The 22385-nt window shown below is 68.8% G+C and carries 18 protein-coding genes; 7 read left to right on the top strand and 11 right to left on the bottom strand.

Features of this window, described 5'->3' with window-relative positions; genetic code table 11:
• Window positions 1–42 precede the first annotated feature (42 nt).
• Window positions 43–522, top strand: coding sequence for a GNAT family N-acetyltransferase (locus tag VG502_RS16005; protein WP_325551069.1), 480 nt, complete (start codon window positions 43–45; stop codon window positions 520–522).
• A gap of 128 nt (window positions 523–650) precedes the next feature.
• Window positions 651–4298, top strand: coding sequence for a chromosome segregation protein SMC (smc, locus tag VG502_RS16000; protein ID WP_325551068.1), 3648 nt, complete (start codon window positions 651–653; stop codon window positions 4296–4298).
• Between the two features lie 225 nt (window positions 4299–4523).
• Here smc and VG502_RS15995 read toward each other — a convergent pair whose 3' ends face one another.
• Complete coding sequence (locus VG502_RS15995; RefSeq protein ID WP_325551067.1) at window positions 4524–5567, bottom strand: hypothetical protein; 1044 nt, start codon at window positions 5565–5567, stop codon at window positions 4524–4526.
• Window positions 5568–5789: 222 nt separating this feature from the next.
• Here VG502_RS15995 and VG502_RS15990 point away from each other — a divergent pair, with 222 nt between their 5' ends.
• On the top strand, window positions 5790–7094 hold the full coding sequence (locus VG502_RS15990) for an integrase core domain-containing protein (RefSeq protein WP_422653657.1): 1305 nt from the start codon (window positions 5790–5792) through the stop codon (window positions 7092–7094).
• Between the two features lie 97 nt (window positions 7095–7191).
• Here the strand turns inward: VG502_RS15990 and gatB are convergent, their stop codons facing one another.
• The 3 genes from gatB to gatC are packed head-to-tail and all read right to left on the bottom strand — an operon-like array spanning window position 7192 to window position 10532.
• Window positions 7192–8706 (bottom strand): Asp-tRNA(Asn)/Glu-tRNA(Gln) amidotransferase subunit GatB, encoded by a 1515-nt coding sequence (gene gatB / locus VG502_RS15985; RefSeq protein WP_325551065.1) that lies wholly within the window; start codon window positions 8704–8706, stop codon window positions 7192–7194.
• Window positions 8706–10223, bottom strand: coding sequence for an Asp-tRNA(Asn)/Glu-tRNA(Gln) amidotransferase subunit GatA (gene gatA, locus VG502_RS15980; RefSeq protein ID WP_325551064.1), 1518 nt, complete (start codon window positions 10221–10223; stop codon window positions 8706–8708). Before gatA ends, gatB begins: the two co-directional genes overlap by 1 nt.
• A gap of 12 nt (window positions 10224–10235) precedes the next feature.
• Window positions 10236–10532 (bottom strand): Asp-tRNA(Asn)/Glu-tRNA(Gln) amidotransferase subunit GatC, encoded by a 297-nt coding sequence (gene gatC, locus VG502_RS15975; protein WP_325551063.1) that lies wholly within the window; start codon window positions 10530–10532, stop codon window positions 10236–10238.
• Window positions 10533–10680: 148 nt separating this feature from the next.
• Between gatC and VG502_RS15970 the strand changes: the two genes are divergently transcribed.
• From VG502_RS15970 to VG502_RS15960, 3 genes are read left to right on the top strand one after another with little or no spacing between them, the layout of a single operon-like run.
• Window positions 10681–11352 (top strand): cytidylate kinase-like family protein, encoded by a 672-nt coding sequence (locus VG502_RS15970; protein WP_325551062.1) that lies wholly within the window; start codon window positions 10681–10683, stop codon window positions 11350–11352.
• Between the two features lie 5 nt (window positions 11353–11357).
• Window positions 11358–12137, top strand: a complete 780-nt coding sequence (locus VG502_RS15965; RefSeq protein WP_325551061.1) for a class I SAM-dependent methyltransferase — start codon at window positions 11358–11360, stop codon at window positions 12135–12137.
• Window positions 12138–12168: 31 nt separating this feature from the next.
• Window positions 12169–12696 (top strand): YdeI/OmpD-associated family protein, encoded by a 528-nt coding sequence (locus VG502_RS15960; RefSeq protein ID WP_325551060.1) that lies wholly within the window; start codon window positions 12169–12171, stop codon window positions 12694–12696.
• Window positions 12697–12709: 13 nt separating this feature from the next.
• On the opposite strand, the gene VG502_RS15955 is transcribed toward VG502_RS15960, so the two are convergent.
• From VG502_RS15955 to VG502_RS15930, 6 genes are all read right to left on the bottom strand, one after another.
• Window positions 12710–13180: a mycothiol transferase gene (locus tag VG502_RS15955; RefSeq protein ID WP_325551059.1), complete on the bottom strand. Its 471-nt coding sequence runs from the start codon at window positions 13178–13180 to the stop codon at window positions 12710–12712.
• Between the two features lie 263 nt (window positions 13181–13443).
• Window positions 13444–15555, bottom strand: coding sequence for an NAD-dependent DNA ligase LigA (ligA, locus tag VG502_RS15950; RefSeq protein WP_414655752.1), 2112 nt, complete (start codon window positions 15553–15555; stop codon window positions 13444–13446).
• Between the two features lie 126 nt (window positions 15556–15681).
• On the bottom strand, window positions 15682–16674 hold the full coding sequence (locus VG502_RS15945) for a uroporphyrinogen decarboxylase/cobalamine-independent methonine synthase family protein (protein ID WP_325551058.1): 993 nt from the start codon (window positions 16672–16674) through the stop codon (window positions 15682–15684).
• 29 nt (window positions 16675–16703) lie between these two features.
• Complete coding sequence (locus VG502_RS15940) at window positions 16704–17639, bottom strand: septum formation family protein (protein ID WP_325551057.1); 936 nt, start codon at window positions 17637–17639, stop codon at window positions 16704–16706.
• Window positions 17640–17804: 165 nt separating this feature from the next.
• Window positions 17805–18881, bottom strand: coding sequence for a tRNA 2-thiouridine(34) synthase MnmA (mnmA, locus tag VG502_RS15935; protein WP_325551056.1), 1077 nt, complete (start codon window positions 18879–18881; stop codon window positions 17805–17807).
• A complete protein-coding gene (locus VG502_RS15930) occupies window positions 18881–20083 on the bottom strand; it encodes a cysteine desulfurase family protein (protein WP_325551055.1) in 1203 nt (400 codons plus the stop codon). The genes mnmA and VG502_RS15930 overlap by 1 nt, the downstream gene beginning before the upstream one ends.
• Window positions 20084–20235: 152 nt before the next feature.
• Here VG502_RS15930 and VG502_RS15925 point away from each other — a divergent pair, with 152 nt between their 5' ends.
• Window positions 20236–21306 carry a hypothetical protein gene (locus VG502_RS15925; protein WP_325551054.1) on the top strand — a complete coding sequence of 357 codons (1071 nt, stop codon included), beginning with the start codon at window positions 20236–20238 and terminating at the stop codon, window positions 21304–21306.
• Window positions 21307–21385: 79 nt separating this feature from the next.
• On the opposite strand, the gene VG502_RS15920 is transcribed toward VG502_RS15925, so the two are convergent.
• Entirely contained in the window at window positions 21386–22342 is a 957-nt protein-coding gene (locus VG502_RS15920) for an electron transfer flavoprotein subunit alpha/FixB family protein (RefSeq protein ID WP_325551053.1), read from the bottom strand.
• Window positions 22343–22385 lie beyond the last annotated feature (43 nt).

The raw sequence follows: 22385 nt of genomic DNA, 5'->3' as shown, positions 1-22385 counted from the left end.
TCAGTCACCGAAGAAGCCGTCACTCGCGATGAAGGGGCTGGGTTGTCCCTCGGAGCACTGCCCGGCGTCCCCGGTGTCCGGGTCGCCGAGGCGACCGCGGATCAGGTGCCCGCTGTCGTGGAGTTGCTCGCGAACGACATGCTTGGCCGGGACCGTGAGTCGGGCGCGACTGATGTGTATGACGAAGCCTTCGCGACCATCGACGCCGACCCCACCGAGCACCTGCTGGTGCTGCTGGACGAGCAGGACGTGGTCGTCGGCACACTGCAGCTCGGCTTCGTCCGCAGCCTGTCGCGTGGCGGCGCGTTGCGTGCCCAGATCGAGGCGGTGCGGGTGTCGGAGACGCTGCGCGGGCAGGGTGTGGGCCGGGCGCTGTTCACCTTCGTGATCGAGCTGGCCCGCCAGGAGGGCGCTGTGCTGGTGCAGCTGACGAGCGACCTGCAGCGCGACGGCGCCATACGTTTCTATGAGTCGCTGGGCTTCGTGCACAGCCATGCGGGGCTGAAGCTCGCGCTGAGCTGACGCGTGCACAGGTCTCCCCGGTGGAGACTGCGGTACGCCCGGCGCCCGTCATTGCGCGGCTCACGGCGTGACGGCAAGTAGAGTGGCCGGGATCGCCATACCAGTGCCGCAGAGGAGCCAGCCAGCTCGTGTACGTCAAGAGCCTGACCCTGAAGGGCTTCAAGTCCTTCGCCTCGGCGACCTCGATGAAGCTCGAGCCGGGCATCACCTGCATCGTGGGACCCAACGGCTCCGGCAAGTCCAACGTCGTCGACGCGCTCGCCTGGGTGATGGGGGAGCAGGGCGCCAAGAGCCTGCGCGGCGGCAAGATGGAGGACGTCATCTTCGCCGGTACGGCGGGGCGTGCGCCGCTCGGCCGCGCCGAGGTGACGCTGACGATCGACAACTCCGACGGTGCGCTGCCGATCGACTACACCGAGGTGACGATCAGCCGCACGATGTTCAAGGGCGGCGGCTCCGAATACGCCATCAACGGCACCTCCTGCCGGCTGCTGGACATCCAGGAGCTGCTGTCCGACTCCGGTATCGGCCGTGAGATGCACGTCATCGTCGGGCAGGGGCAGCTGGATGCCGTCCTGCGCGCGACGCCCGAGGAGCGACGCGGCTTCATCGAGGAGGCGGCCGGTGTCCTGAAGCACCGCAAGCGCAAGGAACGCGCGCTGCGCAAGCTCGACGCGATGGAGGCCAACCTCTCCCGCGTCACCGACCTCACCACCGAGATCCGCCGCCAACTCGGCCCGCTCGGCCGCCAGGCGGAAACCGCGCGCAAGGCCGCGACGATCCAGGCCGACGTGCGCGACGCGCGCCTGCGGCTGCTGGCCGACGACCTGGCGCAGCTGACCAGCAACCTCGAGCAGGAGGTCGCCGACGAGACCGCGCTGCTGGAGCGGCAGAAGTCGGTCGAGAAGTCCCTCGGCGAGGCCAAGGCACGGCTCGAGCGGTTGGAGCACGAGGCGGCGCAGATCTCGCCCGCGCTGACCAAGACGCAGGAACAATGGTTCGGCCTGTCGTCCCTCAAGGAACGCATCGAGGCGACCGCGACCCTTGCCGCCGAGCGGGTGCGGCTGCTCTCCGAGGACGACGAGCACGAGGAGTCCCGCTCCGGTCGCAGCCCTGAGCAACTGCAGCAGCAGGCCGCCAAGGTGCGCGATGAGCACGACGAGCTGCAGCAGCAGATCGCGCAGGCGCAGGTCGCGTTGGAGCAGGCCACCGAACGCCGGGCGAACCTCGAGCAGGCGCACCAGGCCGAGCAGCAGCGACTGACCAAGCTCGCCCGTGCCGCGGCCGACCGGCGGGAGGGCCTGGCCAAGCTCGAGGGCCAGGTCGGCGCTCGCCGCAGCCGCTCGGAGGCACGCGAGTCCGAGCTTGGCCGCCTGACCGCGAGTATGGCGGAGGTCGTCGAGCGATCCACGCGCGCCGAAAGGGAATTCGCGGCTCTCGAAGCGACGATCGCGCAGGACGAGGCCGGCGAGGAAGACCTCGACACGGCATACGAAGAGGCGCAGGCGAAGCTCGACAAGGTCAAGGAAGCGTTCGAGGCGGCCCGCGAGGAGGAGCGCACCGCCGAGCGCGAGCGCACTGGCCAGCAGGCCCGCCTCGAGGCCCTCGAGCTGAGCCTGCGCCGCAAGGACGGCGCCGCGCACCTGCTCGGGGCGGAGGGTGCCAGTGGGCTGCGCGGCTCGGTCTCCGAGCTCGTCTCTGTCGAGCCGGGGCACGAGGCCGCGATCGCGGCGGCGCTCGGCTGGGCGGCGGATGCGGTGGTTGCCGACTCGTTCGATCAGGCGGCGGACGCGGTGCAGGCGTTGCGGACCGACGACGCGGGTCGTGCCGGCATGCTCTTCCGCGGTGCGGCACCGGAATCCACCGACTCGTGGCCGACGCTGCCCGAAGGAGCCCGCTGGGCCCGCGAGGTGGTCGGCGCGCCGGCCGACATACAACCGACGGTGGAGGCGCTGCTGGATCGCGTCGCACTCGTCGACTCCGTCGACACCGCGAAAGCCGTTGCTGCTCTTGGTGATCGGGTTGTCGCCGTCACGGTCGACGGTGATCTGTATGCCGCAGGCTACGTCCGCGGTGGGTCTGCAGGAGCACCCAGCCTGCTCGAGATCCAGTCCGCGGTCGACGAGACCCGTGAACGGATGGAGCAGGCGACCCACCGGCGGGAGAAGGCACAGTTCGCGGCCGAGGAGGCGCGCGCCAAGGCGGTCGAGCTCAGCGCCGACGTCGATGCCGCGCTGGAGCGGCTCAACGAGTCCGATGCCCGTATGTCGGCCGTCGCCGAGCAGCTCAGCCAGCTCGGCCAGGTGATGCGAGGGGCGAAGGCCGAGCGCGAGCGCCTGCAGCTGCAGCACGCCGAGGCGGAGAAGCAGCTGGCAGCGGGCCGTGAGGAGCTTGCCGAGCTGGAGCAGCGCCTCGCGGCCGCGCTCGAGGAGCCCTCCGAGGAGGAGCCGACGACCGACGAGCGCGACCGGCTCGCCGCGGAGGCCGCTGCCTCGCGCAGCGCCGAGACCGAGCAACGGCTGGCACTGCGCACCCGTGAGGAGCGGGCCAGGTCGCTCGCCGACCGGGCGAAATCCCTTGAGTCCGCTGCGCGTTCGGAGATCGAGGCCCGCGAGCGGGCTCGCGCCCGACGTGAGCGCCGCGCGCGTGAGGCACGTGTCGCGGCCGCGGTGCAGACCGGAGCCGGACACGCCGTCGGCGTCGTGGCACAGCTGCTCGAGGTCGCGGCCGAGCGCCGTACCACAGCCGACCGGATCAAGGGCGAGCTGGACAAGGCGCTCAAGGAGGAGCGCGCCAGGGTCAGTGCCGTCGGCGACGAGCTGCGCGAGCTGACCGACAGCGTCCACCGCGACGAGGTCGCCCGCGCGCAGCAGCGGCTGCGCATCGAGACCCTGCAGACCAAGGCGGTCGAGGAGCACGGCATCGACCCCGACGTGCTGGTCGAGGAGTTCGGTCCGCATCAGCTCATCCCGCCCGTGCCCGGGCCCGACGACGACCCGGACAACCTCCCGGAGCCGATCGCGTTCGTGCGGGACGTGCAGGAGAAGCGGCTGCGATCCGCGGAACGCAAGCTCAGCCAGCTCGGCCGAGTGAATCCCCTTGCGCTGGAAGAGTTTGCGGCTCTGGAGGAGCGGCACAAGTTCCTGACCGAGCAGCTGGAGGACCTGCGCAAGTCCAAGGACGACCTGCTCGACATCGTGGCCGAGGTCGACAAGCGGGTGGAGCAGGCGTTCACCGAGGCCTTCGAGGACACCGCTCGCGAGTTCGAGGGCGTCTTCAGCCGGCTCTTCCCCGGCGGCGAGGGACGCATCACGCTCACCGACCCGAGCAACATGCTCACGACCGGCATCGAGGTCGAGGCCCGGCCGCCCGGCAAGAAGATCAAGCGGCTGTCCCTGCTGTCCGGTGGCGAGCGGTCGCTGGTCGCAGTGGCGCTGCTCGTCGCGATCTTCAAGGCGCGCCCGAGCCCGTTCTACATCATGGACGAGGTCGAGGCGGCGCTCGACGACGCGAACCTCGGCCGGTTGATCACGCTCTTCGAGGAGCTGCGTGACTCCAGCCAGTTGATCGTCATCACGCACCAGAAGCGGACCATGGAGGTCGCCGATGCCCTGTATGGCGTGAGCATGCGCGGCGACGGCGTGACGACGGTCGTGTCACAGCGCATCAAGGACGTGCTGCCAGGCGGCGGCGTCCGGTTGGAAGCCACGCACAGCGTGACCGAGGGCAGGACGGTGGCCGATTCCGGCATACCCGCGCTGTCCTCGATGAGCTGACCCCGACCCGGCGATCACCCGCGTCATACGCCCACCCGGCATTGACCCGCCCGGCATACGCTGCCCGTCGTTCGCCCCTCGGCACGCCCGCCCGGCATACACCCACCCCGGCCCTCTTTGCCGAGAGGACACGCAATGACCGAGGGGACAGGCGATTACCACCGAAAAAGGGCGGAATCGCGTGTCCTCTCGATGAAAGGGTGTCCTCTCGGCGAAGGGGGTGCGTCAGGATACGAAGGCGCGCTTCGGGAGCGGCCCGTCCGGGACGGGCCAGCCGCCATCGAGGACCGAATGGAGTCGATGGGCTGTCAGCACGCCGTGGAGCCGACCGGGTGGCAGCGCGTCGTCCCAGCCCCAGCGGGCGACGTCCTCAACGTCGGGGTGGCGCCGCAGCCGTTGCTCCCGCCTCTTCTCCTGCAACAGCACGTCGATCGCAGCCTGGCCCGGATCGCCTTCCGGGACTTCATATTTCAAGTCGCCGTCGCTTTCCCCGACGAGACCGAGGCTCGGCCACCAGAAGTCGGTGCGGCCGATGAACCCCTCGCGGTCCTCGAACCTCGGTTGCAGGTCGGGCATGGGGAGGCTGGCTTGGAACATCCGCGTCCGGCTCAAGGACTCCAGCGGTGACTCGGCGCGACCGTCGGCGAGATGTATGGCGAGCTGCGCCATACTCCGGCCGCGGCGTCCCTTCGGGATCTTGTCGTGCTCCGCGAGCAGCGCGTCGCGGGTGGTCAGACCCAGGTGAAGTGCGTTGTCGCACACCGAGATTCCCGACTCGAGCGAGGCATGCCTCGCGTGATCGACGAGCGCTCTCTCGTATGGCGTGACGAGCAGGCCACCAACTTCCACGCACTCCGTCGCGAGTCCGGTCCGCCGGCGACGGACATCGGCGCTGCGCCCCCGTGCACCCGGCGGCATGACGTATTCGACTAGCGCAGAGCGGTTTCCGATGGTCGGCTGTCCCCAGATCGCGTCGGAGGTGCCATGCGAGAACACCACCGGTCGAGCAGTGGCCTGCTGCACGGCACACGCCTTCACGATGAGCAGGTCCTCGGGAGTGAGGTTTTCGAGCCCGCTGGCGTAGGCGGCCTGCCGCAACCTCACCAGCTGGTCGGGACGATCCCCGACGGACAGGTCGAAGGCGGCCAATCGAGCAGCGGAGGTCGACCGCACGAGGCTGCGCAACTGCTCGACGTGCTCGCTTCGCTCGCGACGATGGGCCTCCAGCGCGACGCCGGGCTGGGTCGGTTCGGTCGATGCCAGGCTCATGCCGCCCGAGCGTGGCACCTCACGGCGCCTGCCCGCAGAAGTTGTCCACAGGCACTATCTGGTCTTCATGCCGAAAGGACACCCGATGCATCGAAAGGACAGGCAATTCGGCCGATTTCGCCGATGTTATGTGTCAGTACATCGGTGACGGTTCTGTATCAGGACATCGGTGACAGTCCGATCGGTTGTTGGTGGTGACACTTCGTCGGCTCGGATGGGTCAGTGGCGAAGAATGAACCCGTTGATCCTCGTGTCCGTCTTGCGATCGCGCAGTGGCCGTCTGATGCTCCGCGTGGTGCGGTGACCACGTTCTGCGCGGAGCATCAGATCTCGCGGAAATCGTTCTACGCGTTACGTGCTCGCGCCCGCGACGAGGGTGAGGCGGCGGTGTTGGAACCCAAGTCCCGCCGGCCGAAGACCAGTCCTGCCCGGATCGGCGAAGAGGTCAAGGACGAAGCGGTCAGGGTGCGAGCGTCGTTGGAGTCCTCGGGTCTGGACCACGGCCCGATCAGCGTGCACGACAAGATGAACTCGATGGGGCTACCGGCGCCCTCGATCCCGGCATTGGCGCGGATCTTCCGGGAACGGGGTGTGGCCCGGCGTGAGCCGAAGAAGAAGCCTCGGTCCGCGTGGCGGCGGTTCGTGTACCCGAATCCGAACGCGTGCTGGCAACTGGACGCGACCGAGTACGTGCTCACGCGTGGCCGTAAGTGCGTCATCTTCCAGTTGATCGATGACCACTCCCGGTACGCGATCGCGTCGTTGGCCGCGTCCGGGGAAACCTCCGCCGGCGCGATTGAGGTGGTGTCCAAGGGCATCGCCGCGCACGGGGTGCCGCAACGGCTGCTGACCGATAACGGGATGGCGTTGAACCCGTCCCGACTGGGATACACCGGGCAACTGGTGGAACACGTGAAGGCCTTGGGTGTCGAGCCGATCACCGGCAAGCCCTACAAGCCCAGCACGCAGGGCAAGAACGAACGCTGGCACCAAACCCTGTTCCGGTGGCTGGACAAGCGAGCACTGGCCGACAACCTGCACCAATTACAAGCACTGGTCGATGAGTTCGACCACATCTACAACACTGAGCGGCCCCACCAGGGACTGCCGGGCAGGGTCACCCCGCAACAGGCGTGGGAGGCCACACCCAAGGCCGAAGAACCCCGGCCCCGACCTGACAACGACGACGACGACGACGACGAGCTTACGACGACCAGGCCCCGGCGCCGACGTGCTCAACGCACCGACATCGGCGAACGCACCGTGCGGGTCTACACCGACGGCAAAACCCGCGTTGAGGGTGTGCGCTACCAGCTGGGCACCGCACACGCCGGCACAGAGGTCCACGCCTTGTGGGACACCCAGACGATCTCGTTCTTCGACGAACACGGCACCGAGATCGCCAACCACCCCCGACCGGCCCCGCACATCACGTTCGTCGGTAACGGCAGACCCCGCGGCTTCCTCGCCAACCAGCAGACCCCCGTCACCGATGTCCTGAGACATCAACTGTCACCGATGTCCTGAGGTAGAAACGTCACCGATGTCCTGAGACATCACAACGGCTCGAGGGCCGAAAAATCGTGTCCTCTCGGTGAACGGGTGTCCTCTCGGCAGGAAGGGGTCAGCTGGTGAGCTTGGCGAGGATCAATTCGCGGGCCTTGGCGGCGTCGGCCTGGCCCTTGAGCTCCTTCATGACCTGGCCGATGAGCGCGCCGGCGGCGTTGAGCTTGCCCTCGCGCACCTTGGCGGCGATCGGCTCGTTGGCGGCGATGACCTTGTCGACGGCGGCTTCGAGCGCGCCGTCGTCCTGCACGAGCTCCAGTCCGCGGGCGTCGGCGACAGCGGTCGGCGAACCTTCACCGGCGATGACACCTTCGAGCACCTGGCGGGCCATCGAGTCGTTGAGCCGGCCGTCCTTGACCAGGCCGTCGAGCTCGGCGACATACGCCGGGGTGACGTTGAAGTCCTCCACCGACTTGCCCTCGGTGTTGGCGCGACGAGCAAGCTCACCGGTCCACCACTTGCGGGCGCCCGCGGGTGTCGCGCCGGCCGCGACCGACTCGTCGATCAGGTCGATCGCGCCCGCGTTGATGACGTCGCGCATCTCCAGATCGCTGTAGCCCCAGTCGGATTGGAGCCGCTTGCGGCGCTGCGCGGGCGGCTCGGGCAGGGTGCCGCGCAACTGCTCGACCAGGTCGGCGGTCGGAGCCACCGGCACCAGGTCCGGCTCGGGGAAATAGCGGTAGTCGTCGGCGTCCGACTTCGGACGCCCGGACGTGGTGACTCCGGTGTCCTCGTGCCAGTGCCGCGTCTCCTGGGTGATGGTGCCACCGTCGTTCAGCACCGCGGCCTGGCGGCTGATCTCGTAGCGGACCGCGCGCTCGATCGACCGGAGCGAGTTGACGTTCTTGGTCTCGGTGCGGGTGCCGAGCTTCTCGGCGCCGATCGGCCGCAGGGACACGTTCGCGTCGCAGCGCACGGAGCCCTGCTCCATCTTCACGTCGCTGATGTCGAGCGCCTTGACGAGGTCGCGCAGCGCGGCGACATACGCCTTGGCGATCTCGGGTGCCCGCTCCCCTGCGCCCTCGATCGGCTTGGTGACGATCTCGATGAGCGGTATGCCGGCGCGGTTGAAGTCGACGAGGGAGTACTCGGCACCCTGGATACGGCCGGTCGCACCGCCGACGTGCAGCGACTTACCGGTGTCCTCCTCCATGTGGGCGCGCTCGATCTCCACGCGGAAGGTCTCGGTGCCCTTGCCGGAGGCGGCCGGGATCTCGACGTCGAGGTGGCCGTCGAAGCAGATCGGCTCGTCGTACTGGCTGGTCTGGAAGTTCTTCGGCATGTCCGGGTAGAAGTAGTTCTTCCGGGCGAAACGGCACCAGGACGCGATGTTGCAGTCCAGCGCCAGGCCGAGGCGGATGGCGGACTCGACGGCCTTGCCGTTGACGACCGGCAGCGCGCCGGGCAGGCCGAGGCAGACCGGGCAGACCTGGGAGTTCGGCTCGGCGCCGAAGCCCGTCGCACATCCGCAGAACATCTTGGTCGCGGTGTTGAGCTCGACGTGCACCTCGAAACCCATCACCGGGTCGTATGTCGCGAGCGCCTCGTCGTAGTCGACGACTGCGTCAGTCATCAGTTGGCCGCCTTTGCTGTCAGTGCCGGGGCTTGCGCCAGGATCGGGGCGCCCCACTTCTCGTGCAGTGCCGCCTCCAGTGCCGCGGCCGTGCAGTAGAGCCGTTCGTCCTTGGTCGCCGGCGCGAGGATCTGGAAACCGCTGGGCAGACCGTCCTCGGCAGCAAGGCCGTTGGGGATCGAAATGCCAGGAATGCCAGCGAGATTCGCCGGAATGGTGGCCACGTCGTTGAGGTACATCGCCATCGGGTCGTCGAGCTTCTCGCCCAGCTTGAACGCCGTCGTCGGTGCGGTCGGTGTCACCAGCACGTCGACCTTCTCGAAGGCCGCGGCGAAGTCGCGGGCGATCAGGGTCCGGACCTTCTGGGCCTGGCCGTAGTAGGCGTCGTAGTAACCGGACGACAACGCGTAGGTGCCCAGGATGATGCGGCGCTTGACCTCGTCACCGAAACCGGCCTCGCGGGTGGCCGCCATGACCTGCTCCGCGCTGGGGCTGTCGACGCCCTCCGGGCCGACCCGCAGGCCGTATCGCATCGCGTCGAAGCGCGCCAGGTTGGAGCTGGCCTCACTCGGCATGATCAGGTAGTAGGCGGCCAGACCCTTTTCGAAGCTCGGGCACTCAACCTCGATGACCTCGGCGCCGCGGTCGACGAGCAGTTGCACCGACTCGTCGAAGAGCTGCTTGACCCCGGGCTGGAAGCCTTCGCCCGAAATGCTTTTGATGACACCGATTTTCATGCCGGACACGTCAGCCTCACGCGCGGCTTCGACCACTGGCGGCACCGGCGCGTCGATGGAGGTCGAGTCCATGACGTCGTGTCCACCGATGACCTCGTGCAACAGCGCGGCGTCGAGCACCGAGCGGGTGCACGGCCCCGCCTGGTCCAGCGAGCTGGCGAGCGCGATGAGGCCGTAGCGGGAGACACCGCCATACGTCGGCTTGGTGCCGACGGTGCCGGTGACCGACGCGGGCTGACGGATCGAACCACCGGTGTCGGTGCCGATCGCCAGCGGCGCCTCGAAGGCAGCGACCGCTGCCGAGGAGCCACCACCGGACCCACCGGGCGTGCGGTCGAGGTCCCACGGGTTGCGCGTCGGACCGTATGCCGAGTGCTCGGTCGAGCTGCCCATGGCGAATTCGTCCATGTTGGTCTTGCCGAGGATCGGCATACCGGCGGCGCGGATCTTGGTGACGATCGTGGCGTCATACGGAGGGATCCAGCCCTGCAGCATCTTGCTGCCCGCGGTCGTCTCCAGGCCCTCGGTCGCGACGATGTCCTTGACCGCGATCGGAACGCCGGCGAGCGGGCCGAGCTTCTCGCCCGCCGCACGTGCGTCGTCCACGGCCTTCGCCGTCGCGAGCGCGCCCTCGGCGTCGACCTGCAGGAACGCGTGGATGTCACCGTCGACCGCGGCGATGCGGTCGAGGTGCGCTTGGGTGACCTCGACCGAAGTGGTGGCGCCACTGGCGAGTGCGTCGGCGATTTCGGCAGCCGTCAGCCGGGTGTAATCAGTCATCGTCTCGGGCCCTCAGTCCTCGTCCAGAATGCGCGGCACGGCGAAACGCTCCGCCTGCGCGTGCGGTGCACCGGCAAGCGCCTGCTCGGGCGTCAGCCCGGGGCGCACCTCGTCCGGCCGGGTGACGTTCTCCAGCGGCAGCGGGTGCGACATCGGCGGGATGTCATCGGTCGCGATCTCGCCGACGGTGGCCACGAACCCGACGATCTGGTCCAACTGGCCGGCCAGCCGATCGAGCTCGGCGTCGGTGAGTTGTATGCGGGCGAGCATGGCGACGTGGGCTACCTCGTCGCGGGACAGGTCAGACATGCGAGCCAGTCTATTTCGCGCCACTCGGTGCATTTCGCGCGGCGTACCCCGGATCGCGGATACGTTCGGGTGACGGACCCGATCCGACGAGTGCTACAACTTGATAGCAGACCGAAGTTTCTCCGAATTCGATCGCCAGGAGGCTTTCATGCCAGGCATCACCATTTCGTCCGCGTACGGCGCGGGTGGTGGGGTCGTCGCCCCACGTGTTGCGGAACGACTCGGCTACAAGATGTTGGATCGCGCGATCAGCGCCCGGGTGGCGGGTGAGTTGCAGGTCTCGCTGGAGGAGGCGCAGGAGGGCGAGCGGAAGCTGAGTTTCGCCGACCGATTCTTCCGCAACCTGGCCCCCCTGGCCGACACGATCAGTGGCGGCGCCGCGATCGCGGCCGCCGATGGTGCAGCGGCCGAGGAGTTCCGGACCGAGGCCAACAAGATCATGTGCGAGTCGCTGGCCGACGGCGCGGTGATCCTCGGACGGGGCGGTGCCGCGGCGCTGCAGGACCGCACGGACGTGCTGCGAATCCGGCTCTACGGCAGCCGCGAGGAACGGATCCGGGCCGCGGAGAAGTTCGGCGAGGGCAGGGTCTCCCCCGAGCAGGCGGAGAAGAACCTCGAGGAGGTCGACGCCGCGCGCGCGAAGTACGTACAGCACCTGTATGGCCGCGACATCGACGACCCGACGCTCTACCACCTGCAACTCAACACACCACTGCTCGAGCTCGAGCAGTGCGTGACGATGATCGTCGATGCCTACCGGGCGTTCGCGGCCGACGGTGGCGGTTCCGATGCACCGGCCTACGGCCCGGACGCGGACTGAGCCGGGTGGCACCCGACCATCAGCGCGCCGACGAGCACCTGCACCTCGACCGCGCCCGTGCCGAGTCGTTCGGGGCGGTCGCGACGGAGTATGACGAACACCGCCCGACATACCCCGAGCACCTGATCGCGGCCGTGCTGGCCGCCGTCGCCGGCTCTGCGGTGGAAGTCCTGGATGTCGGCTCCGGCACCGGCATCGCGGCACGGCAACTGCGTGCGGCCGGCGCGAATGTCCTTGCGGTCGAACCCGATCCGGCGATGGCTCGCCTTGCCGGCGCGGCTGGTATGCCGATCGACGTCGCGACGTTCGAGGAGTGGGACCCGGCCGGCCGCAGCTTCGACGTCATCTCGTTCGCGCAGTCGTTCCACTGGGTCGACCCGCAGGCCGCGGCCCGCAAGGCCTGGGACCTGCTGCACCCCGGCGGCGCGCTGGCGCTCTACTGGAATCGCTTCACCGAGCTGGACCCGCCGAGGGAACGCATCTCGGAAGTCGATGCAAGACACCTGACCGAGGTGCCCAGTGCCCGACCGTCCGAGGAGCGCGAGGAGTCCGTCGACGGTCTCCTGCGCGACATCGGGTTCACCGTCGAGCGGCTGACCTTCCGCGAGGAGCGCCGCTACAGCCGAGACGCCTGGCTGGATCTGCTGTTCACCTACTCGCGCTACCTCGTGCTGGATCCCGACACTCGCGCCCGGGCTCGGGCGGATCTCGCGGCACTCGTCGGCCCGGAGGGCGTGCGCATCGAGAACGACGCACTGCTGGTGCTGGCGCACAAGCCGGCCTGAGTCGACAGTTGTGTCCAGCAGAATGTGCGGTATGGCAGTCGAATGCACCGCACAGACCGAGGTCATCGGGGACCGGATGATCGTCCGGTTGCCGGCGGATGCAAGTGCTGCCTTGCCATCGCGTGGCCAGATCGCCGCCACGGTCACGGTCAACGCGACGCCGTACCCGACCGTGATCGAGCCCGACGGCCGGCGCGGGCATTGGATCGCGATCGATGACGGACTGCGCAGCCAGCTTCACCTCGATGCCGGAGCCACGGTGCAGCTGGAGATCGAACCGACCAAGTCCTGGCCGGAACCCGAAGTCCCCGAAGACTTCTCGGCAGCACTGGCCGACGCGCACGACCTGACGGACGTATGGGAGGACATCACGCCGATGGCCCGCTGGGAGTGGGTGCGCTGGATCAACGCGACGAAGAATCCGGTGACCCGCGACCGGCGGGTCGAGGTCGGCATCTCGAAACTACGCTCCGGCAAGCGACGCCCGTGCTGCTTCGACCTGTCATCGTGCACCGACCCGGAGGTCGCCAAGAGCGGCAAGCTCGTCGAGCCCGAGTAGGCGACGCGCCGTCTCAGCGCTGCGAGCGCACGATGTCGGCCGTGATCTCGAGGTGCCCGCGGTGCTGCGCCAGCTCCTCGTAGACGTGCATCAGGACACCGCCCTGGGTGCGGACCTCGTCACGGTCCATGTTGCGTTCGTCGAGCGGTCCGCGGGGTGCGGCTTCGCCGTCGAATCCCTCGAGGTCCGAACGGAATGCCGCTCGCTGCAGCTCGACCAGCGCCACCAGCTCGTCGACCGTGCCGGACGACGTGAACTCGGCCGGCCGGTCGCGCGTGATCGGCCGGTCGGCCAGCACCTGCCCGCCCCAGAACTCCAGGACGCCGCAGCAGTGCCGCACGATCTGGTACGCCGTGTTGCCACCCGGCAGGTCCGTCCCGGCATTCACCAGGTCGTCGCCCAGATCACGCAGGGTCGCCGTCATACCGTTCAGTGCGCGGTCGACGTGCACCAGCACGACGTCCAGTGGGATTGCCTCGCTCATGTGAAACTCCCTGTCCTGTCGACTGATTCGCGGTTTCGATAGGGTCTCCCCCGCTTCGCTCCTCCGCCCTACTCAACCCGCGAGACTTCCGAGCAAACGACTGAGACCAACTCGACTACAGATCGCTTCACCCAACCACCGATGAGGGCGAGCCGCACGGGACCCAACCAAGGTGACCACACGACGCTGGGCGGGACCTCGAGACGCGGCTCGTTCCCCTTCGAGACGCCCGCTCGTGCCTCACGGGCTCCTCAGGGCGCGGCTCACCGCTCCTCGGCCACCGCAGGAGGTGGGCCGTTCTCGAGCAACTCCTCGAAGCCCTCCTCGTCCAGGGTGGGGACGCCGAGTTGCTCGGCCTTGTCGGCCTTGGAACCGGCGTTGGCGCCGAGCACGACATACGAGGTCTTCTTGGAGACCGAGCCGGCCGCCTTGCCGCCGCGCGCGATGATCGCCTCCTTGGCCGAGTCGCGAGTGAACCGCTCGAGCGAGCCGGTCACCACGATCGTGAGGCCGGTCAGCGTCTGCTCGATCGACTCGTCGCGCTCGTCGGCCATCCGCACGCCGTCCTCGGCCCAGCGCTCGACGATCTGCCGATGCCAGTCGACCTGGAACCAGTCGATGACGGCCTGGGCGATGACTCCCCCGACGCCGTCGGCCGCCGCCAGCTCCTCGACACTCGCCGACCGGATCGCCTCGATCGATCCGAACTCGGTCGCGAGCGCACGTGCCGCGGTCGGACCGACGTGCCGGATCGACAGGCCGACGATCACCCGCCAGAGCGGCTGCTCCTTGGCCGTCGAGAGGTTGTCCAGCAGCCGAACACCGTTGGCGGACAATACTTTCCCGTCGACGATGTCATCCTCGGAGTCGGTCTTCTTCGCGGCGCGCGTGTAGATCGGGACCTGCACGAGCTGCTCCCGGGTGAGCCGGAAGAGCGTCGACTCGTCGGTGATCACGTCGGACTCGAGCAACGCGACCGCACCCTCCCAGCCCAGCGCGTCGATGTCGAAGGCACTGCGCCCGGCGAGGCTGAAGAGCCGCTCGCGCAGCTGCGACGGGCACGTGCGCGAGTTGGGACACCGGATGTCCTTGTCGCCGTCCTTCTCGTAGGCAAGCTCCGTGCCGCACGACGGGCAATGCGTCGGCATCTCGAACTCGCGCTCACTGCCGTCGCGCAGGTCGACCACCGGCCCCAGGATCTCGGGTATGACGTCACCGGCCTTGCGCAGCACCACGGTGTCGCCGATCAGCACGCCCTTGCGCTTGACCTCGAAGGCGTTGTGCAGCGTGGCATTCGCGACCGTGGAACCTGCGACGACGACCGGCTCCATCACCCCGAACGGTGTGACCCGCCCGGTGCGGCCGACGTTGACCTCGATGTCCAGCAGCTTGGTGTTGACCTCCTCCGGCGGGTACTTGTAGGCGATCGCCCAGCGCGGCGCACGCGAGGTCGAGCCCAGCGCGCGCTGCACCGGCACCTCGTCGACCTTGACCACGACGCCGTCCAGCTCGTGCTCGACGGAATGCCGATTGGCGCCGGCCCACTCGACATACTTCTGCACCTTGGCGGCGGAGTCGACGACCTTGTAGTGGCTCGAGACCGGCAGCCCCCACTCGCGCAGCAGGTCATAGGCCTCCGACTGTCGCTTGATGTCGAAGCCGCGCCGGGCACCGATGCCGTGCACCAGCATCCGCAGTGCGCGGCTCGCGGTGACCCGCGGATTCTTCTGTCGCAGCGACCCGGCGGCGGTGTTGCGCGGGTTGGCGAACGGCGGCTTGCCGGACTCGACGAGCGCGGCGTTGAGCTGCTCGAAGTCGGACATGCCCATGAAGATCTCGCCGCGGATCTCCACCAGCTCGGGGATGTTGTCGCCCGACAGCCGGTGCGGAATCCCTTCAACGGTGCGGACATTGGAGGTGACGTCCTCACCCGTCGTCCCGTCGCCACGGGTGACGCCGCGCACCAGCCGGCCGTTCTCATAGGTCAGGTTGATGGCGAGACCGTCGATCTTCAGCTCACAGAGGAAGTGCAGCGCCTGGTCGCCGACCTCCCGCTGCACGCGCGCGATCCAGGTGGCCAGCTCGTCGGCGCTGAACACGTTGTCCAGGCTGAGCATCCGCTCGGCATGCTGGACCGCGGTGAAGTCGGTGTTGAAGATCGCGCCGCCGACCTGCTGGGTCGGGCTGTCCGGGGTGCGCAGCGCCGGGAACTCCTCCTCGAGCGCGTTAAGCCGCCGCATCAGCGCGTCGTACTCACCGTCGCTGATCGTCGGCGCATCGCGCACGTGATAGGCGAACTGGTGGCCGCGGGCTTCCTCCGCGAGCTCGGTCCACTCGTGTCGTCGGTCCGTGGGTATGCCGTCCGTCTCGCTCACCCGCCCAATCCTGCCGTATGGCGGGGACAGTGGCTGCGGGCACTTGATCTCGATACGCGCTCTTACCTTTCGAGACACCCGCTCGTCCCTCACGGGCTCCTCAGGGCGTGGCCTCGCGCTACTCGATCAGCGTTGGTCGGCGAGCATGCGGGCCGCGTCGATGGCGAGGCGGCCGACCCGCGAGGCGTCGGCCGGCGAGAGGCCCGCCAGGCCACAGGCCGGCGTGACGACAACGCGTTCGAGCAGCGCAGGCTCCAGCCCGATCCGGTGCCACTGCTCCACGAACGGATCGACGTGGCCGCGCGGATGCCGTGCGGTCGAGTCGGTCGGCACGAGTCCGGCCCAGAATCGCCGACCGGACTCCATCAGCTCGGCGATGCCGTCCCACTGCGCCGTCCGCACGAGTGACGTGTCGAGCGCGAGCTCGAGGCCGTCGACCTGCCGCACCAGCGGCACCGGCACGTCGGGCGCACAGCAGTGCAGCACCTGCGAATCCACTTGCCCGGCAACGGTTTCGGTCACACGGATCAGGCCGTCACGCACGTCGTTGCCGTCAACGGCCCGTAACCGGCCGTACCCGGATGCGGTCGGCAGCCGACCGGCCAGGACCGCCGGTAGCCCCGGCTCGTCCCATTGCACGGTCACCTCCGCGCCGGGCACCAGCCGCCGGACCTGCGCAACGTGCTCCGCAACGGTGTCGGCGAGTGACTGCATGACGTCACGGACGGCTCCGGCGTCGCTGACCACCCGTTCGCCGCGGGGCAACGCCAGCGCAGCGACCAGTGTCCACGGGCCGCAGGCCTGCACCTTGAGCGGGCCGGTGTAGCCGTCATACACCTCGGCGAGCACGTCGAGGTCCTCACGCAGGAACGCCTGCGCGCGGGATGCGTCACGCCCGGATCCGTCGGTGAGTCGCCAGCCGGCGGGCTGCAGGTCGACCGCCAGGCCGGTCAGCTGTGCCGCGGTGCGCCCGATCAGGTCAGCGCCCGGGCCGCGCAACGGCAACTCCACCAGGTACGGGATGCCGCCGTCGCCATACAACTCACGAATGGCGCGTGCCGCCCCCTGCACGTCGGTGCCGGGCAATGACCCGACGCCGCTGGCTGCCGACCCACTCATTCGAACTCCTTCAACGGCCGGGCGTGCCTTCACTTGTACGCCGACAACGGCTTGTTCTTGATGCCCTTCAGCGGCTTCGTGAATGTGCCGTTCGTCGCCTCGACGAAGCAGGCGGTCATCGTCGTGCCCTGCTTCCAGCCCCGCGCCCCGGTGCTGTTCGCAGCGGCGATCACGTCGCTGCGACCGGCGCCGATGTAGTTCTTGGCCAGCGGAACGCACTTCTGGAGGGCGCGCTTGTCGACGGCCTTGCTGCCGGGGTACTTGCCGTCGGCCGTGCCGATCACGTAACCGCCGATGGTCTCGGCCCGGTGCGGGTCGGTGCACGGCACGATCTTCGGGGAGTCGGTCTTGCTCGGCCGCTCCTTGGTGCAGATCCGGTAGTTGACGTAACCCTTGTCCTTGATGCGGTTCTTCAGGGCGTAGTTGATGTCCTCATACCCGGAGTCGTCCGGCTTCGCGACGGCTGCGGCACAGACGATCTGGTGTGCTGCGTCGGAATCCACGGCTGTCGGCACCGGCTGGTCGAGGATCCGGGAGAAGGCTGCGCTCGGCTCACCGACATACTTCGCGACGGCGTTGTTGCAGGTCCAGGTGCGCAGCACGCCGCGCTTGAGAATGTCGTCGGCGTCCTTGGACGTCTTGACGACCGACATGACCTCCAGCTTGTGCTGCTGGTTGCACGGAGTGACGGCCCAGTCGACCGTGTCGGTGAGGCACTGCCCGACCTTGAACGCCGCAGGGGCGGCGGCGGAGCTGCTGCTCGGCGTCGCCTCCGAGGAGGACGACGAGGGGGAACTGGACGACGGCGTCGACTCGGAGGTCGGCGCTGCCGATGAGGTCGTCGCCGTCGTGGGAGGCGGGGTCACCGCCGGCGAGTCGCTCCCGCCGCACGCGGTCAGGCCCACGCACAGGGTGCCGATGGTGGCGACAGCCAGTAGTGGTCGAGTCGTACGGTGGTCGGTCATAGCCATGCGAGATCCCTCGTTGTTCCCTGTGATCGGCGGCAACGATAGCCGGTGGCGGCCCCGCCTTCCTACACCTGACGTGGCCCGTCGCGGATCGGTTGCATCGCAACGCCCGCCTGTCCCCGCACACGGTGCGGCTCGAGTTGCGCGGCCGGGCGGCGCGGCTCAGGCGCGGCCGGTGGCGGTGATCGTGGCGGAGCCGACGACCCGGGTGCCGTCATACAGAACAACCGACTGGCCGGGTGCCACGCCGCGTGCGCGCTTGTCCAGACGCACCGTCACGCGGTCGCCATCGGCGACGGCACGACCGGCGAATTCCTCACCGTGCGCACGCAATTGGGCTCCGACTGCCAGCTCACCGGTCGGCGCATCGCCGCACCAGCGGGCATGCTCCCCCACGACCAGGTCAATACCGAGCAGGTCCTCGGTGCCGACCACCACGGTGTTGGACCGCGGCTGCACGTCGACCACGTAGCGCTTGGCACCGTCCTCGCGCGGCACCTTCAGGCCGAGGCCGCGGCGCTGGCCGACGGTGTAGGCGAAGGCGCCCTGGTGCTCACCGACGACCGCACCGTCGGTGTCGACGATGTCGCCGGGCTGCTCGCCCAGGCGCCGTGTCAGCCAGCCCTTGGTGTCGCCGTCGGCGATGAAGCAGATGTCGTGGCTGTCCGGCTTCTTGGCCACCGAGAAGCCGCGCGCGGCAGCCTCCTCACGGATCTGCGGCTTGGTCGTGTCGCCCAGCGGGAAGAACGAGCGGGCGAGCTGGTCGGCGTCCAGCACCCCGAGCACGTAGGACTGGTCCTTGGCCATGTCGACCGCGCGGTGCAGCTCCCGCCCGTGCGGCCCCTCGACGATCTGCGCGTAATGGCCCGTCGCGACCGCGTCGAAACCCAGCGCGATTGCCTTGTCCAGCAACGCCGCGAACTTGATCCGCTCGTTGCAGCGCAGGCACGGGTTCGGGGTGCGGCCGGCGGTGTATTCGGCGACGAAGTCCTCGACCACGTCCTCCTTGAACCGCTGCGCCATGTCCCAGACATAGAACGGTATGCCGACCCGGTCGGCCACCCGGCGCGCATCTCCCGCGTCCTCGATCGTGCAGCAGCCACGCGCGGATTCCCGCAGTGTTGCTGCGGATTGGGACAGAGCGAGGTGAACACCGACCACCTCGTGGCCGGCGTCGACCATCCGGGCAGCGGCGACGGCCGAGTCGACGCCACCGCTCATCGCCGCGACGACACGCATCAGCGGCCTGCCCTGCTCGCCGAACGCGCCCGGCGGGCGCGGTCGACCGCGGCCGGCAACGCGTGCAGGAAGGCCGCGACGTCGGCGTCGGTCGACGTGTGACCCAGAGTCAGTCGCAACGCACCACGCGCATCGTCCTCGGTGATGCCCATGGCCAGCAGCACATGACTGGGCTGCGGCACGCCGGCCTGGCACGCCGACCCGGTCGAGCACTCGATACCGGCGGCGTCGAGCAGGTAGAGCAACGAGTCGCCGTCGCAGCCGGGTACCCGCAGGTGTGCGTTGCCCGCCAGGCGCGCGGTCACGTCGCCGATCTCGTGGGCGCCGGTCACCTCGATGTCCAGACCGAGGTCCAGCGCACCGCCGATCAGCTTGTCGCGCAGCGCGGCCAGCTTCTCCTGCTCCTGGGGAAGCTCCTGGGTCGCGAGCGTGGCCGCTACCGCCATACCCCGGATGCCCGGGGCGTTGAGCGTGCCGCTGCGCAGTTGGCGCTCCTGACCACCACCATGCGTGAGCGGCGTCAGCGTCGCGTCGCGGCGTGCGACCAGCACGCCGACGCCCTGCGGGCCGCCGAACTTGTGCGCGCTCGCCGTCAGCAGGTCGACACCGGAGGCGGTGAAGTCGACCGGCACCTGTCCGACCGCCTGCACGGCGTCGGTGTGCATCGGTATGGCGTATTCGTGCGCCACGGCCGCCACCTCGGCCACGGGCTGCACCGTACCGACCTCGTTGTTGGCCCACATCAGCGAGACCAGCGCGACCGACTCGGGATCACGCTCGATCAGGTCGCGCACCTGCTCCGGATTGCTGCGACCCGTTGCGTCGACCTCGATCCAGTCGACGGTCGCGCCCTCGGCGTTGACGAGGTGCTCGACGGCGTCCAGGACGGCGTGGTGCTCGGTCGCACCGATCAGCAGCCGGGTCCGCCGCGGGTCGTCCGCACGGCGTTGCCACCACGTGCCCTTGATCGCCAGGTTGTCCGATTCGGTGCCGCCGGAGGTGAAGACGACCTCCGAGGGCCCGCAGCCGAGGGCCTTGGCGAGGTCCTCACGGGACTCCTCGACGACCTTGCGTGCTGCCCGGCCCGCAGTGTGCAGCGATGACGCGTTGCCACCGGTGGCGAGTTGTTCGGCAATCGCTGTCACGGCCTCCGGCCGGGTCGGGGTCGTTGCAGCGTGGTCGAGATATGCCGTGAACTTCACCCGTCAAGGGTACGCGCGCCAATGGTGGGTTCGGTCCGGCCGTGGGTGCACCCCGGTCCAACCCGTCCGGCAGGCGTTCAGCACACTCCCAGGGGCGCATTGAGCGGCGCCGGCGTCCCGCGGCGTCCGGCGGATTTGCGAGACTATGCCGTGTGTCAGCCCTCGCTCGTAGCTCCCGGACTCGACCACGGACCCTGCTGGCCGCCACGGCCTGCGCCGCCGCCGTCAGCCTGACCGGCTGCAGCTCCTCCGGAGACGGCCACGACGCGGCGTCCGCATCGTCCTCGGCGCGCCCGGCCGTCTGCTCGAAGACCTCGGCACCGCGCGTCGCGGGCGCCACCGTGCCCTTCGGTATGGCGTCTCCGACCGGCTCGTCCTCCGCGTTGCAGGTGAGTGCGGGAGCACCCAGGACCAGCTCCCTGCCGTCCGGACGGCCGGGTTTCCGATTGGTCCAGGTGCCGGTCAAGGCCGGCGTCCGCACCAACGGCACGTTCGCGGTCGACCACTCCCAGTTCCTGCTCGTCGACCGTGCCGGACGCAGCTGTGAGCAACCGTCGATCAACCCACTGAGCAACGGCTTCGTGGCCCTGACCGTCGACGAAACGCACACTGGTGCGGGCTCGGTGGCCTTCCTCGTCCCCTCGTCGACGGCGCTTTCGCGCTTGAGCGTGCGGTACCTGCCGGCGGTCGACGCCACGTCGGCCACGTTGTCCTGGCGCAAGGGTGCCGTGGCACCGTCCCCGACGAAGCCGCCGGACGGGTGTGACGGCAAGAAGGCGAACCTGTCCGGTGCCGGCAGCAGGGCCGCGTTCAGTTCGTCCATCAGCCACGGCACCGACGTCGCCTCCGCATCGATCCGGGCGAGTGCCCCGAAGCGGCGGGCGTTCAAGCCGGGCACGACTCAGCCCAATGACGTCGACGCGATCGACGTGCATCTGCACGTCATCGCGAAGGGCGCCGATGCGTTCCTCGACCGCCGCTCGTTCGCCCTGGTCGACGGCACCGGTCGCCTGTGCCGCAGCTCCGACCTGTCCAGTCAGGGCGAGACGCTCACCAGTGCACTGGTGAAGGCGGGACACGCCAACGACTACACGGTGGTGTTCTGGGCACCGAAGGGCAGCGCCATACACGGGCTGCGTCTGGTGGAGCTGACGAAGCCCGGTGGCAACAAGGTCCAGTCGACCTGGTCGGATGCCAAGCTCACGCTCAAGCCACTCAAGTAGCCACTGAAGTCCTGAGCAACAGCAATGGCTCGGCACCCCTCGCGGGATGCCGAGCCATTGTCGTTCGTATGACGCGACGTCAGGACTTGGCGGCCTTGACGGCGTCGTTGGCCTGCGGGAGGACGGTGAACAGGTCACCGACGACACCGAAGTCGACGAGCTCGAAGATCGGGGCCTCCTCGTCCTTGTTGATCGCCACGATCGTCTTGGACGTCTGCATCCCGGCCCGGTGCTGGATCGCACCGGAGATGCCCGCGGCGACATACAACTGCGGGGAGACCTGCTTACCGGTCTGACCGACCTGGTTCGAATGCGGGTACCAGCCGGCGTCGACCGCCGCACGCGAGGCACCGACCGCGGCGCCCAGGGTATCGGCGAACGCCTCGACCGGCGAGAAGTCACCGGACGTGCCACGACCACCGGAGACCACGATCTGCGCCTCGGTCAGCTCGGGACGACCCGACTTGGCCTTCGCCTCGGTCGCGGTGATCTTCGCGGCCTTGGCCACATCCGACACGGTGACGTCGACCGGGACCACGGTCGCGCCGGCCTGCGCGGCCGCCGGGGCCGTCGCATTGGCCTTGACCGTCACGATCGCCGGGGACTTGGTCACCACCGACTCCACGGTGTAGTTGGACGCGAACGCCGACTGCGTGGTCGCCACGCCGCCCTCGCCGGGCTGCACGTTCGTCGCGTCGGTGATCAACCCGCCGCCGGTCTTGACCGCCAACCGGGCAGCGGCCTCCTTGTTGACACCACTGGTCGGCACCAGGATCGCCGCCGGCGACGCCTGGGCTGCGACCGCGGCCAGGGCCTCGGCCAACGGCGCCGCGACCTGCCCGGTCACGTCCGGGTTGTCCACCACGTAGACCTTGCCGGCACCGAACTGCGCCAGCCGCGGCCGCGCCGCCTCCACGTTGCCGCCGATGAAAACCGCGGACGGCTCACCCAACGCACGCGCCAGCGTCAACAACTCCGCGGTGTTCTTCTTGACCTGCCCGTCGGTGTGATCGACCAGAACCAGGACTTCAGCCATGATGAATCTCCTTGCAAATACTCAAAAGTCAGTCGGATCGCAG

It is taken from the genome of Flexivirga sp. (assembly GCF_035551235.1).
Classification (GTDB): Bacteria; Actinomycetota; Actinomycetes; order Actinomycetales; family Dermatophilaceae; genus Flexivirga.
This window is presented reverse-complemented; position numbering and strand designations above follow the sequence as displayed.